Origin of the sequence: Curtobacterium sp. DN_7.5 (genome assembly GCF_022655355.1) — a bacterium.
Taxonomy (GTDB): domain Bacteria; phylum Actinomycetota; class Actinomycetes; order Actinomycetales; family Microbacteriaceae; genus Curtobacterium; species Curtobacterium luteum.
This window is the reverse complement of sequence record NZ_CP093378.1, coordinates 742,667-756,116: the sequence shown is the minus strand read 5'-3', so window position 1 is coordinate 756,116 and position 13,450 is coordinate 742,667. Positions and strand designations below refer to the sequence as shown.

The window sequence follows — 13,450 nt, the reverse complement described above, 5'->3', positions numbered from 1 at the left end:
TGGGCAGCCGGGAGGCGCTCCGCGCACGACCGCGGGAGCAGCCGGGAGTGGGCCCCGTCGGCGGACGCGTGACGGGCCTCCAGGCCGGACTCAGCCGGAAGTGACCGCGAGGCCCGCGAGGATCGTCCGCACGGTGTCGTCGACGGTCCCGTCGATCGCCACGAGGAGCGCGGCCTCGTCGGGCTGCGGGCGTTCCAGGGTGGCGAACTGGGAGTCGAGCAGTGAGGTCGGCATGTACTCGTGGTGCCGGTGCGACTGGCGTTCCGCGATGAGCTCCCGCGAGCCGTCGAGGAACGCGATCACCAGCCCGGGCGCGGAGGCGCGGAGGCGGTCCCGGTAGGCGCGCTTGAGCGCGGAGTTCGCCATCACCGCGCGGTGCCCGGACGCCTCGATCGCGGCGATCCGTGCCGCGCACGCGTCCAGCCACGGCCAGCGGTCGTCGTCCGTGAGCGGGATGCCGGCCCGCATCTTCTCCTTGTTCGCGGCCGGGTGCAGGTCGTCCGCGTCGACGAACTCGGCGGGTTCGCCATGCTCGGCGAGCGCTGTCGCGACGGCTGCACCGATCGTGGACTTGCCCGAGCCGGACACCCCCATGACGAGGACGGGCGGGAGGACGGCGGGGTCGGTCATCCCTCCACAGTATTGACGCCGGTGAACGTTCTCCCCATGTTGCCGTAACACCCACCAGACCCCAGGGCGGCCGCCGTAGGTTGGTGGCCGGTACGACAGGACGAAGGAGACCTCGTGGCAGACAACGACGGACAGGCGAACATCGGCGTGATCGGGCTCGCAGTGATGGGCTCGAACCTCGCGCGCAACCTCGCTTCACGGGAAGGCAACACGGTCGCGGTCTACAACCGCACGTACGCCCGTACCGAGGAGCTGCTGCAGGAGCACGGCGATGCCGGGTTCATCGCCTCCGAGGACATCGACGGGTTCGTCGCGTCGCTGTCGAAGCCGCGCACCGCGATCATCATGGTGCAGGCCGGCAAGGGCACCGACGCCGTCATCGAGCAGCTCGCGGAGCGGTTCGAAGAGGGGGACATCATCGTCGACGGCGGCAACGCGAACTTCCACGACACCATCCGCCGCGAGCACGACCTGCGCGAGAAGGGGCTGAACTTCGTCGGCACCGGCATCTCCGGCGGCGAGGAAGGCGCGCTGAAGGGACCGTCGATCATGCCCGGCGGGTCGAAGGAGGCCTGGGAGACGCTCGGGCCGATCCTGAAGTCGATCGCCGCGGTCGCCGAGGGCGAACCGTGCGTCACCCACATCGGCACGGACGGTGCCGGCCACTTCGTGAAGATGGTGCACAACGGCATCGAGTACGCCGACATGCAGCTCATCGCCGAGTCGTACGACCTCCTGCGTCGAGCGGGCGGTCTGTCCGTCGAGCAGCTGGTGGAGGTGTTCGACGAGTGGAACAAGGGCGACCTCGAGTCGTACCTCATCGAGATCACGGGCGAGGTCCTCAAACAGCGCGACGCCGACACGGGCAAGCCGCTCGTGGACGTCATCCGCGACGAGGCCGGGTCCAAGGGCACCGGCGTGTGGACCGTGCAGAACGCCGTCGGGCTCGGCATCCCGGTGTCGGGCATCGGTGAGGCCGTGTTCGCCCGCGCCGTGTCGTCGAAGCCGACGCAGCGCGCCGCGGTCCAGCAGTCGGTGAAGAGCCGCCCGTCGATCGCGGAGGTGCCGGACACCTTCGCGGACGACGTCCGTGCCGCGCTCTACGCATCGAAGGTCGTCGCGTACGCCCAGGGGTTCGACCTCATCATCGCCGGGGCGAAGGAGTACGACTGGGACATCAACCTCGGCGACATCGCGAAGATCTGGCGCGGCGGCTGCATCATCCGGGCGCAGTTCCTCAACCGCATCGTCGAGGCGTACGACAAGAACCCCTCGCTCGAGAGCCTGCTGGTGGACCCGTACTTCGCGGACGCGGTCGCCGAGGGTGAGGCAGCCTGGCGGCGCATCGTCGGGATCGCGGCGGCTTCCGGCATCCCGGCGCCCGGGTTCTCGTCGGCGCTGTCGTACTTCGATTCGCTCGCGTCCGACCGCTTGCCGGCGTCGCTCATCCAGGGGCAGCGCGACTTCTTCGGCGCACACACCTACCAGCGCGTCGATAAGGACGGCACCTTCCACACCCTGTGGTCGGACGACGGCCGCCGCGAGGTCGAGCAGGAGCCCTCGACGCACTGACGCCTCGGGACCGCGGCACGACCGCACCCGGGAGGGCCTCGCCGATCCGGCGGGGCCCTCTCCTCGTGGGCCCGGCAGTTCGAGCGCCGGGTCGGGTCGCCCCACGGGCCGGGTCGGGCTGGCTCGCCAGGGCTAGGCGACGATGCGCTCGCGCGCGAGGTCGGCGACGAGCCGCTCGAGGCGCGGGCCACGTCCGAGCATCCGGCGCGACCCGGGCCCGGAGCGGACGAAGAACGTCGCGACCGCCGGGGTGTCGTCGTGCCGCACGTGGTGCAGCACCACCGCGGTGCCACGGCTGCCGGCCGGGGTCCGTTCGTCCTCGAGTCCGACGTGCACCATCCGCGACCACCGGATCACGAGCATGCGGGTGGCACGCCGCTCGTCGAGCTCCCACAGCGACGCCTCGGTCGCGCCGAACGCCCACGTGACCCGGTCACCGAGCGCGAGGCCGGGACGCAGGTCGGCGACGGAGCGTCGGAGTTCGTCGGTCGGAGCGGCGGGGACGAGCCACACGGTGGGGTCGATGCGCCGGATGGCCAGCGCCAGGGCCTCGTCCTCGCGTCGGAGTCGGACCGTCCTGGCGCGGAGGAGCGCGAACCCGATGAGTGCGACACCGACCGCGATCGCCACGGCCTCGGTGACACCGAACCACTTCAGGTCGGCGTCCGGCGACGTCGCGACCACGACGATGCGGACGGCGAGCAACGCGGCCCAGACACCGACGATCGTCCAGCGCAGGGCGGCGAACTTCCGCGCCGTCGTCCACGGGCCCCGGTGCCCGCGACGGGACCGGGGAACACGGTCGGGTCGCCTCAGCACCCCCCGATCGTCGCACGGATCGACGGATCGGCGCTGGCCGGGTCGGTGAACGCGCAGGGAATCCGAGCAGTCCTCCACAGCGACCGTCTCTGAGCGCCCGTCCACAGGTGACGGGCACCCAGGCTGCACGTGGGCGGGACGACCTACGATCTGCGGTGTGTGGAAGACGCGTGCGGCTCTGGTCGGGATCGTCGCCGCGGTGGTGTTCCTCGCGGCGGCGGAGTTCGCTGCGCTCTTCCTCGGTGGAGCAGGGAGCCCGCTCGTCGGCGTCGGCGGAGCCGTGATCGACCTGGCCCCGCGGGGCGCGAAGGACGTGATGGTGTCGCTGTTCGGCACCGGTGACAAGGTCGCGCTCATCACCCTCATGATCGTGCTCGTCGCGGCGATCAGCGCCGGCGCCGGCGTCCTCGAGCGGTGGCGGCCTCCGGCCGGAGCCATCGTGTTCGCGATCGGCGGGGTGCTCTCGCTGCTCGCGGTCACGACGCGATCCGGGAGCGGGACCCTCGACGGGGCGCCGACGGTGGTCGGCGTCGCCGCGGCGATCATCGTGCTCCGCACGCTCATGCTGCGGCTCCGCCGGTGGGAGGCGTCCAGCAGTGCGGCGGCCGTCCCGAGTGCGCGCGCCGAGTCCGACGGCCCCGCCCGGCCCGAGCGTCGCGCGTTCCTGGTCTGGGGTGTCGCCACCGCAGCGGCCGCGGTCGTGGTGGGCGGTGCCTCCCGGCTGGGGACGGCGACCATGCAGGCGGCGGTGGCCGCGCGGCGAGCCATCCGGTTGCCCACCCCGGCGACCGCGGCTCCCGCGGTGCCGGCCGGTGCCTCACTCGACGTCTCCGGGATCACGCCCGTCATCACCCCGAACGATGCGTTCTACCGGATCGACACCGCGCTCACCGTGCCGTCGGTCGACCCGGCGACGTGGAAGCTCAGGATCCACGGCGCCGTCGAGCGCGAGGTGGAGCTCACGTGGGACGAACTGCTCGCACTCCCGCTCCAGGAGCACATCGCCACGATGAGCTGCGTCTCGAACGAGGTCGGCGGTGACCTCATCGGCACGGCCAAGTGGCTCGGGTACCCGATCCGCGAACTCCTCGCGAAGGCCGGGCCGCACGCCTCTGCGGACATGGTGCTCTCCCGCAGCGTCGACGGGTTCACCGCCGGGACGCCGCTCGACGTGCTCCAGGACACCGGGACCGCAGCACTGCTCGCCGTCGGGATGAACGGTGAGCCCTTGCCGCCCGAGCACGGGTTCCCTGTCCGGATGGTCGTGCCGGGGCTGTTCGGCTACGTGTCGGCCACGAAGTGGGTCACCGACCTCGAGGTCACACGGTTCTCCGAGGCGCAGGGCTACTGGACGCCGCGCGGCTGGTCCGAGCGGGGTCCGGTGAAGCTCGAGTCGCGGATCGACGTGCCGCGAGCGGGCAGCACCGTGCAGGCCGGCACGACCGTCGCGGTCGCGGGGGTCGCGTGGCACCCGCACACCGGCGTGGAGGCCGTGCAGGTCCGGGTGGACGACGGCGAGTGGCAGGACGCGACGCTGGCCGAGTCGATCTCGGCCGACACGTGGCGGCAGTGGGTGTGGCGGTGGACGCCGACGAAGGGCTCGCACCGGCTGCAGGTGCGGGCGACGGGCGCCGACGGTCAGGTGCAGACGAGCGTCGAGCGGACGCCGGCCCCGAACGGCGCGACGGGGTGGCACACGGTGACGGTCACCGCGGACTGACGGCGTCCGGCCGGATCGCCACCACGCAGGTGCCGTCCACGGAGCCGTCCTGGACGACCTCGGTCACGAACCCCTGTGCGTCGAAGACCCGCGCCGAGGTCGGCGCCTGCGCCTCGGAGACCTCGATCACGACGGCCCCGCCCGGCCGCACCCACTCCGCCGCTCCCCCGGCGATGCGGCGGTGCAGGTCGAGCCCGTCCGCGCCACCGTCCAGTGCCACGCGGTGCTCGTGGTCGCGCGCCTCGGACGGCATCGTCGCGACCGCGTCGGTCGGGACGTACGGTGCGTTCACGGCGAGGACGTCGACAGCACCGCGGAACCGCTCGGGCAGCGGCGCGAACAGGTCGCCGGCCACGACGATGCCGCGGTCGCCGATGTTCTCCGCCGCCACGTCCACGGCGTCCGGGTCGATGTCGGACGCCACGAGGTCGAGCGCCCCGACGCGTTCGAGCAGCGCGACCGAGATCGCCCCGGCACCGCAGCAGAGGTCCACGACGCGGTCGTACCGGCGGAGCCGGCGAGCAGCCTCCGTGACGACCACACGCGTGCGTGCCCGCGGGACGAACACCCCCGGCGTCACGCGGATGCGGTGCCCGTCGAACGCCGCCCACCCGAGCACGTACTCGAGGGGCTCTCCGCCGAGCCGTCGCTGCACGAGGCCGCGGAGCCGGACGGGATCGCCGTCGCCGGCCGCGAGCAGGAGCTCGGCCTCGTCCTCGGCGAAGACGCTGCCGGCCGCCCGCAGCCGGGCGGCCAGAGCGTCACGCGCGGGCGAGGACGCCACCGGGTGGGTCAGGCCGCGCCGTCGAACATCGACGTCACGGAACCGTCATCGAAGACCTCGTGGATCGCCCGGGCGATGAGCGGCGCGATCGGCAGGACCTCGAGGCGGTCCCACCGCTTCTCCTCGGGCAGCGGCAGCGTGTCGGTGACGACCACGCGGTCGATGAACTCGCTCTGCAGCAGTTCGGTGGCCGGGTCCGAGAACACCGCGTGGGTCGCGGCGACGACGACGCCCGTGGCGCCGTTCGCCTTGAGCGCCTCGGCTGCCTTGGCGATGGTGCGGCCGGTGTCGATGAGGTCGTCGACGAGCAGGCAGACTCGGCCCCGCACGTCACCGACGATCTCGTGCACGGAGACCTGGTTCGGCACGAGCGGGTCGCGGCGCTTGTGGATGATGGCGAGCGGCGCGCCGAGCTTCTCCGACCAGATGTCGGCGACGCGGACGCGGCCCATGTCCGGCGAGACGACGGTGAGCGTCGCGGGGTCGAGGATCTCCTGGAAGCGCTCGAGCAGCACGGGCATGGCGAACAGGTGGTCCACCGGGCCGTCGAAGAAGCCCTGGATCTGTGCCGCGTGCAGGTCGACGCTCATGATGCGGTGCGCCCCTGCCGCCTTGAAGAGGTCGGCGACGAGTCGGGCCGAGATCGGCTCGCGGCCGCGGCCCTTCTTGTCCTGACGGGCGTAGGGGTAGAAGGGGGCGACGACGGTGATGCGCTTCGCCGAGGCACGCTTCAGGGCGTCGACGATGATGAGCTGCTCCATGAGCCACTCGTTGATGGGCGCCGTGTGCGACTGGATGACGAACGCGTCGCAGCCGCGGACCGACTCGTCGAAGCGGGCGTAGAGCTCACCGTTCGCGAAGGTCCGCGCGTCGGTCGGGACGAGCTCGACGCCGAGCTCCTCCGCGATCTCCGCCGACAGCGCCGGGTGTGCCCGGCCCGAGACGAGGACGAGTCGTTTCTGACCAGTGGCTTTGATTCCGGACAAGTGCCGTGCTCACTCCCTGGCCCCGGAGGGCCGTGTCGATCGACCCGGAGGCCGTCAGATCTGTTCGCCACGCGCGCGCCGAGCCGCCTCGGCCGCCGGCGTGCCGGGTCGGTGTTCCTCGACCCAGCCGTCGGTGTTGCGCTGTGGGGCGTAGCTGATCGCCAGCGACCCGGCAGGGACGTCCTTGCGGACGGTGGTCCCGGCGCCGGTGTACGCTCCGTCACCAATCCTAACGGGGGCGACGAACACGTTGTGCGACCCGGTCCTGACGTTGGACCCGACCTCGGTGCGGTGCTTCGCCACGCCGTCGTAGTTCGCGGTGATCGTGTTCGCGCCGATGTTCGAGTCCTCGCCCACCTCGGCGTCGCCGATGTACGACAGGTGCGGGACCTTGCTGCCGCGGCCGATCCGCGCGTTCTTCGTCTCGACGAAGGTCCCGATCTTGCCCTGGTCCCCGAGGATCGTCCCGGGACGCAGGTACGCGAACGGTCCGACGGACGCGCCCGCCCCGATCACGGCGAGCGTCGCGTCGACACGGTTCACGGTCGCGCCCGCACCGACCTCGGTGTCGCGGAGGGTGGTGTCCGGTCCGACGACGGCCCCCGCGGCGATGGCGGTCGCGCCGACGAGTTGCGTGCCGGGCAGGACCTCGGCGTCGGGCTCGATGGTCACGTCGAGGTCGATCCACGTCGTCGCCGGGTCCTGCACGGTGACGCCGGCGACCTGGTGCCGGCGGACGATCCGGGCGTTGAGCTCGCGGGCGGCGTCGGACAGCTGCGCACGGTCGTTGATCCCGGCGACGAGCCACGGGTCGGTGAGCGTGACGACGTCGATGCGCCCGCCCCGCTCGCCGATCAGCGCCGGTGCGTCGGTGATGTACTTCTCGCCCTGCGCGTTCGCCGTGGTGAGCGACGGCAGGACGGCGCGGAGGTGCGTGACGTCGAAGGCGTAGATGCCCGCGTTCGCCTCGGTGATCGTCAGCTGCTCGGGCGTCGCGTCCTTGTGCTCGACGACCCCGACGAACGCACCGGCCTCGTCACGGACGATGCGGCCGAGCCCCGTCGGGTCGGGGGCGATCGCGCTCACGAAGGTGGCGCCGTTGCCGCCGCCCACGTGCGCGTCCACGAGCGCACGGAGCGACACCACGTCGAGCAGCGGGACGTCGCCCGACAACACCACGACGGCACCGTCGAAGTCCGCGGGGAGCGCCCGCACCGCGACCTCGACCGCACGGCCGGTGCCGGGGACCTCGTCCTGGTCGACCACGAGGGCGTCGGGCGCACGCTCGACGACCTCGGCTGCGACGCGGTCCCGCTCGTGTCGCACGACGACGGCGACGTGGTCGGGCTCGAGCGACGACGCGGTCCGGAGCACGTGCGCGATGAGCGGCAGCCCGGCGAGGCGGTGCAGCACCTTGGGCGTGGCGGACTTCATGCGCGTGCCCTGGCCTGCGGCGAGGACGACGACGGCGATGCGCTGGTCGGTCATGGTCCCATCCTGGCGCAACCGGGGCTGAGCGGTGCCCGGGCGGTGCGGGTCCGGTGCGCGGTCCTTCCCGTCACGGACACGATGGGAGGCGGGATCGGGCGAGGTGTGGCGGAACGAACGACCACCTCCGCCCGGCCCGACCGGCTACGCCCGGTCCGGCCCCCGGTGCTCGCCCCGATCGGCCACCCCCGGCGCCCGGTCCGCCGACGTCCGCACGAACGCCATGCACACGAGCCCCGCCACGAGCACCACCACGATCCCGAGGATCCCGTACCGCGTCGAGCCGCCGATCGTCACGGCCAGCGAGAACAGCGTCGGCGCGAGGAACGTCGCCGCGCGGCCGGTGGTGGCGTACAGGCCGAAGAGCTCGCCCTCCCGGCCGGGCGTCGCAAGCCGCGCGAGGTAGGCCCGCGACGACGCCTGCACCGGCCCGACGAAGAGTGCGAGGGTCAGTCCGAGCACCCAGAACAGCGCGGCCGACGTCCCCGCGGCGAGCACCCCGAGGCCGCAGAGCGCCAGTCCGACGAGCGAGACCATGATGAGCGCACGCGACCCGAACCGGTCGTCCAGCCACCCGGAGGCGTAGGTCGCGACGCCGGCGACGACGTTCGCGGCGATGGCGAACAGGATCACCTGCGACGCGGAGAACCCGAAGACCTGCGCGGCGATGATGCCGCCGAAGGTGAAGACGGCACCGACCCCGTCGCGGAACACCGCGCTCGCGACGAGGAACCCGAGCACGTCGCGCCGCTCCCGCCACAGCCGTGCGACGTCGCGGCCGAGGTCACGGTACGCCGAGAGCACGCCGCCGCCGCGCGACCGGTCCGCGGCGGCCTCGGGCACGACGAGGAACAGCGGCACCGAGCTCACGGCGAGCCAGACCGCGGCGATGCCGATCGCGACGCGGACGTCCCACTGCCCGGTCGCCACCGTCGCCGGGAGGCGCAGGAGTCCGGCGACGTCACCGCCGCCGAAGTCCTGGATGCAGAGCACGAGCAGCACGACGAGCAGCACGATGCCGCCGAAGTAGCCGGCCGCCCAGCCGATGGCCGACACCCGGCCGGTGCGGTCCCCCGGGGCGACCTGGCCGAGCATCGCGTTGTAGCCCACGCTCGCGATCTCGTACGCGACGGTGCCGATCCCGAGCAGGGCTGCACCGAGGTACAGGTAGGGCTGGCTCGGCGCCACGAACACCATGCCGCCGATCGACAGGGCGATGCCGATCGTGGCGATCAGCACGGATCGGCGACGGTGGCCGGTGCTGTCCGCGAGTCGCCCGACCGCGGGCGCGACGAAGGCGACGACGACCCCCGCGATGGCGAGCGTCGTGGAGACGATGGCGGCGTTGTGCGCGAGCCCCCGTTCGACGACGGCCCTGCCCGCCGCCGAGGTGTCGGCGACGAGGGCCGGGTCGACGAACGCGCGGCTCGCCAGGTAGGTGCTGAACACGAAGGTGGTGACGACGGCGTTGAACGCCGCGGACCCCCAGTCCCAGAGCGCCCACGAGACGAGCGCGCGGCGGTCGGTGCGCTGCGGTGGCACGGCGGTGGGCGACACGGTCATGGGCGAACGGTAGCGCGTCGGGGTGTCGGGCGGGTGGCCCGTGACGAGGGGACACCGCCGCTCGCGCGACGCGCGCGCACCCCGGCCTGGAGGCGCGTGCCGAGGGAGCGCGGCCCGTCACGACGTGCGCAGACGACGGACTGGAGGCACGGTGCGGGCCCGCACCGTGCCTCCCCCCACCGGCACGGCCGGCCTGCCGCTGACGTGTCACGCCGGAACCGGCGGCGTGGGCCCAGTCCGTCAGCGGGTCGCGCGGCGCTGCTCAGGCGGGTGCACCACCGGGGTAGACGACGGACTTCAGCGACGCCGGGTCGGTGTCGGACTCCAGGGCCTCGCGGACCTCGTCGAGGCCGTAGCGCCCGGTGACGAGCGAGTCGAGGTCCACCTGCCCGGACGCGACCAGGCCGATCGCGACCGGCCACGTGTTCGTGTAGCGGAAGATGCCGGTCACGGTGACCTCGAGGTTCTGGATGTGCTCGACCGGGAGCGTCATCTCGGAGTTGCCGAGGCCGACGAGGACCGCGGCGCCCGCGGGACCGACCGCCTTGATGCCGTCCGAGACCGCACGGGGTGCCCCGCTCGCGTCGATGAACGCGTCCACCGGCACGATGTCCGAGGTGACGTCCACGACGGTGGGGTCGACGACCTCGGTGGCGCCGAACGACAGGGCCCGCTCGCGTCGCTCGGCGACGAGGTCGCTCACGACGATCCGGCTCGCACCGAACGCCCGGGCGGCCTGCGCGCAGATCACACCGATCGGCCCGGCACCGGCGATGAGGACCGAGGAGCCCGGGACGATGCCCGCCTTGCGCACGGCCGCGATGCCGACCGACAGGGGCTCCAGGAGCGCGCCGGCCTCGAACGAGACGGTGTCGGGCAGGGTGTGCGCGAACTCGGACTCGATGGTCACGTACTCGGTGAAGGCGCCGTCGATCGGCGGCGTGGCGTAGAAGCGCATGTGCGGGCAGAGGTTGTACCGGCCGGCGAGGCACTGCGCGCACCGGTGGCAGGGGCGCTGCGGCTCGACGGCGACGCGCTCGCCGACCCGGGCCTCGTCGACGCCCGCGCCGACGGCGACGACCGTGCCGGAGAGCTCGTGGCCGAGGACGAGGGGCTCCTCGACGACGAAGTCACCGATGCGGCCGTGCCGGTAGTAGTGGACGTCGGACCCGCAGACACCGACGGCCGCGACCCGGACGAGGACGTCGCCGGGGTCGGGCGTCGGCACGGGGCGGTCCTCGACCGTGAGGTCCTGGGTGCCGAGGAGCACGCTCGTGCGCTGGTGGTCGGGGGTCTCGGTGGTCATGGGGTTCTCGCTTCCTCGGCCGCGGCGTCGCGGTCGGTTCCTGGTGCGTTCGGGGAGGAGGGTGCGCGGGTGCGCCCGGCCGCGGGCTGCACGGCGGCGGCGGCGTGCGCGGCGGCGGGCGCGGCGGCGGGCCGGGCGGCGGGCCGGGCGGCGGGCCGGGCGGCGCCGGCGTGCGCGGCCGGGTCGCGGAGCAGCTCGCGGAAGCCGACCTCGGCCGCGCCCCGCGTCAGGACGTCGTCGCCGAGGGCCGCGGGCACGATGCGGAGTCGGTCCGCGGTCCCCGGCATCGACTGGGCGCGGACGTCGTCGAGGATCCGGTCGCCGACGTGCTCGAGCAGCACCCCGAGGAACCCGCCGAGCACGACGACCTCGGGGTTGACGGTGTGGATGGCGTTGCGGAGCGCGGTCACGAGTGCCGACACCTGCCGGTCCACGACCGACTCGAGGTCGGGTCGCTCCTCGGCGAGCGCGGCGGCCAGGGCGCGGAGGTCGTCCGGCGGCGTGCCCGCGACGGAGGTGAGGGCCTCGCGGGACGCCTCGGTCTCGAGGCACCCGACGGCTCCGCAGTGGCAGCGGATGCCGTTCGCGGCGACGAAGGTGTGCCCGAGCTCGCCGGCGTACCCGTCGGCGCCGATGAGCGGTCGACCGGCGGTGATGACCCCGCCGCCGATGCCGCTCGCGCCACCGTTGAGGTAGACGACGTCGTCGACGCCCCGGCCGCTGCCCGCGAGTCGTTCCGCCCAGGCGCCGAGGTCCGCGTCGTTCGCCGCCGCGACGGGGAGCCCCGTGCGGTCCGCGAGGGGCTCGGCGACGGGCTCGTCGTGCCAGCCGAGGTGCGGCGCGTACTGGACCGTGCCGTCCTCGGCGCGGACGGTGCCGGGGACCGCGACGCCGATCCCGACGACGCGGACGGGCCCGGTCGTGCTGCTCGCGTGGGCCACCAGCTCGTCGAGGAGCCGGGCGACGGTGACGACGGCCTCGGCGGCGGTCGGCGGTGCTGCCTGGGGTTCGGCGCGGCGGTGCCGGACGGAGCCGTCGAGGCCGACGAGGGCGACCGTCACGGCGTCGATCTCGACCACGGCTGCGGCGGCGACAACGTCCGCCGAGGCTCGGACGACCGGGCTCGGCCGGCCGACCCCGGCACCGCGGACCCCGGTGGCGGGGGCGTCCTCGTGCACGAGGCCGAGGTCGACGAGCTCGCCGACGAGCGCGAGGGTCGTCGACCGGTTGAGTCCGGTGCGCCGGGTGAGCTCGGCGCGGCTGATGGGTCCCTCCTCGTGCACGAGCCGGAGGACGCGGGCGGCGTTGCCGGGTGCGCGGGCGCCGGCGGGCGGTGCTGCGCGTGGTGCCACGGGGTCCTCCGTCGGTCGAGTGGGTGGGTGGGTGGGTGGGTGTTGGCGGTGCCGAGTCTCGGCGTGGGCGACAGTCCTCGCGGCGAACCGCGCGAGAACTGTCGCTCAGCACGAGACTCGGGGCCGGCCGCCGCTCAGCGCGAGCGCGAGAACGCGGCGTCGAACGCGGCCTCCGGCGGCGCGATCGTCCCGAGCCGCCGTACGAACGCCAGCGCCTCGGGGCCGCCGACGAGTCGGTCCATGCCGGCGTCCTCCCACTCGACGCTCGTCGGCCCGTCGTACCCGATGTGGTTCAGCACGCGGAACACCCGCTCCCACGGCACGTCCCCGTGTCCGGCCGTGACGAAGTCCCAGCCGCGCCGGGGGTCGCCCCACGGCAGGTGCGACGACAGCCGGCCGTTCCGCCCGTCGAGCTGCTTGACCGACTCCTTGCAGTGCACGTGGTACACCCGGTCGGCGAAGTCGAGCAAGAACGCGGCGGGGTCGAGGTCCTGCCAGACGAAGTGCGACGGGTCGAAGTTGAAGCCGAACGCCGGGCGGTCGCGGAAGACCTCCAGGGTCCGCGCAGCCGTCCAGTAGTCGTAGGCGATCTCGGACGGGTGCACCTCGAGCGCGAACCGCACGCCGACCTCCTCGAAGACGTCGAGGATCGGGGACCACCGGTCGTGGAAGTCCTGGTAGCCGGCGTCGATCATGCCCGGGGGCACGGGCGGGAACCCGGCGACGGTCTTCCAGATCGACGAGCCGGAGAAGCCGGTCACGGTCTTGACGCCGAGTGCCGCGGCCGCCCGGGCGGTCCACTGCAGCTCCTCCGCGGCACGCTGGCGGACGCCCTCCGGGTCACCGTCGCCCCACACGTGCTCCGGGACGATGTCCTGGTGCCGCTGGTCGATCGGGTCGTCGCAGACCGCCTGACCGACCAGGTGGTTCGCGATGGTCCAGACCTGCAGCCCGTTCCGCTCCAGGATCGCCTTCCGGTCCGCCACGTACCCGGGGTCGGTCGCGGCGCGCCGGACGTCCAGGTGGTCGCCCCAGCACGCGATCTCCAGGCCGTCGTAGCCCCACTCCCCCGCACAGCGCGCCACCTCCTCGAAGGGCAGGTCGGCCCACTGGCCGGTGAACAGGGTGACCGGCCGTGTCGGCCGCCCGCCATCGTCCGGCCTGGAGGCGCTGCTCGCCCCCGCCTCGTCGGTTCCGTCCGTCGTCGTCATCGTCGTCGTCCTTCCTCGC

11 protein-coding genes are annotated in these 13,450 nt (G+C 73.3%); 2 read left to right on the top strand and 9 right to left on the bottom strand.

What is annotated here, in order from left to right; all coding sequences use genetic code 11:
• Window positions 1–90: 90 nt before the first annotated feature.
• Window positions 91–630, bottom strand: coding sequence for a gluconokinase (locus MON03_RS03630; protein WP_242090582.1), 540 nt, complete (start codon window positions 628–630; stop codon window positions 91–93).
• A gap of 114 nt (window positions 631–744) precedes the next feature.
• On the opposite strand from MON03_RS03630, the gene gnd reads away from it, so the two are divergent.
• Window positions 745–2,202 carry an NADP-dependent phosphogluconate dehydrogenase gene (gene gnd / locus MON03_RS03625; RefSeq protein ID WP_277927273.1) on the top strand — a complete coding sequence of 486 codons (1,458 nt, stop codon included), beginning with the start codon at window positions 745–747 and terminating at the stop codon, window positions 2,200–2,202.
• Window positions 2,203–2,334: 132 nt separating this feature from the next.
• Here the strand turns inward: gnd and MON03_RS03620 are convergent, their stop codons facing one another.
• Window positions 2,335–3,021, bottom strand: a complete 687-nt coding sequence (locus tag MON03_RS03620) for a hypothetical protein (RefSeq protein ID WP_242090580.1) — start codon at window positions 3,019–3,021, stop codon at window positions 2,335–2,337.
• Window positions 3,022–3,178: 157 nt separating this feature from the next.
• Here MON03_RS03620 and MON03_RS03615 point away from each other — a divergent pair, with 157 nt between their 5' ends.
• Window positions 3,179–4,741, top strand: a complete 1,563-nt coding sequence (locus tag MON03_RS03615; protein ID WP_242090578.1) for a molybdopterin-dependent oxidoreductase — start codon at window positions 3,179–3,181, stop codon at window positions 4,739–4,741.
• On the opposite strand, the gene MON03_RS03610 is transcribed toward MON03_RS03615, so the two are convergent.
• From MON03_RS03610 to MON03_RS03580, 7 genes are all read right to left on the bottom strand, one after another.
• On the bottom strand, window positions 4,728–5,525 hold the full coding sequence (locus tag MON03_RS03610; RefSeq protein WP_242090575.1) for a putative protein N(5)-glutamine methyltransferase: 798 nt from the start codon (window positions 5,523–5,525) through the stop codon (window positions 4,728–4,730). The genes MON03_RS03615 and MON03_RS03610 overlap by 14 nt on opposite strands.
• An 8-nt stretch (window positions 5,526–5,533) precedes the next feature.
• Complete coding sequence (locus tag MON03_RS03605) at window positions 5,534–6,511, bottom strand: ribose-phosphate diphosphokinase (RefSeq protein ID WP_022904830.1); 978 nt, start codon at window positions 6,509–6,511, stop codon at window positions 5,534–5,536.
• A gap of 54 nt (window positions 6,512–6,565) precedes the next feature.
• The gene (gene glmU / locus MON03_RS03600) at window positions 6,566–7,999 is read right to left on the bottom strand and encodes a bifunctional UDP-N-acetylglucosamine diphosphorylase/glucosamine-1-phosphate N-acetyltransferase GlmU (protein WP_242090574.1); all 1,434 of its coding nucleotides are present in this window, start codon (window positions 7,997–7,999) and stop codon (window positions 6,566–6,568) included.
• Between the two features lie 144 nt (window positions 8,000–8,143).
• Window positions 8,144–9,562: an MFS transporter gene (locus tag MON03_RS03595; protein ID WP_242090572.1), complete on the bottom strand. Its 1,419-nt coding sequence runs from the start codon at window positions 9,560–9,562 to the stop codon at window positions 8,144–8,146.
• A gap of 262 nt (window positions 9,563–9,824) precedes the next feature.
• On the bottom strand, window positions 9,825–10,868 hold the full coding sequence (locus tag MON03_RS03590; RefSeq protein ID WP_242090571.1) for an NAD(P)-dependent alcohol dehydrogenase: 1,044 nt from the start codon (window positions 10,866–10,868) through the stop codon (window positions 9,825–9,827).
• Window positions 10,865–12,220 carry an ROK family transcriptional regulator gene (locus tag MON03_RS03585; protein WP_242090570.1) on the bottom strand — a complete coding sequence of 452 codons (1,356 nt, stop codon included), beginning with the start codon at window positions 12,218–12,220 and terminating at the stop codon, window positions 10,865–10,867. Before MON03_RS03585 ends, MON03_RS03590 begins: the two co-directional genes overlap by 4 nt.
• 134 nt (window positions 12,221–12,354) lie before the next feature.
• Window positions 12,355–13,431, bottom strand: a complete 1,077-nt coding sequence (locus MON03_RS03580; RefSeq protein WP_242090569.1) for a sugar phosphate isomerase/epimerase family protein — start codon at window positions 13,429–13,431, stop codon at window positions 12,355–12,357.
• Between the last annotated feature and the right edge of the window lie 19 nt (window positions 13,432–13,450).

Coding starts and splice junctions, on each gene's coding strand:
- glmU (WP_242090574.1), bottom strand. CDS start 7,999: ATGACCGACCAGCGCATCGCCGTCGTCGTCCTCGCCGCAGGCCAGGGC.
- MON03_RS03595 (WP_242090572.1), bottom strand. CDS start 9,562: ATGACCGTGTCGCCCACCGCCGTGCCACCGCAGCGCACCGACCGCCGC.
- MON03_RS03630 (WP_242090582.1), bottom strand. CDS start 630: ATGACCGACCCCGCCGTCCTCCCGCCCGTCCTCGTCATGGGGGTGTCC.
- MON03_RS03590 (WP_242090571.1), bottom strand. CDS start 10,868: ATGACCACCGAGACCCCCGACCACCAGCGCACGAGCGTGCTCCTCGGC.
- MON03_RS03580 (WP_242090569.1), bottom strand. CDS start 13,431: ATGACGACGACGGACGGAACCGACGAGGCGGGGGCGAGCAGCGCCTCC.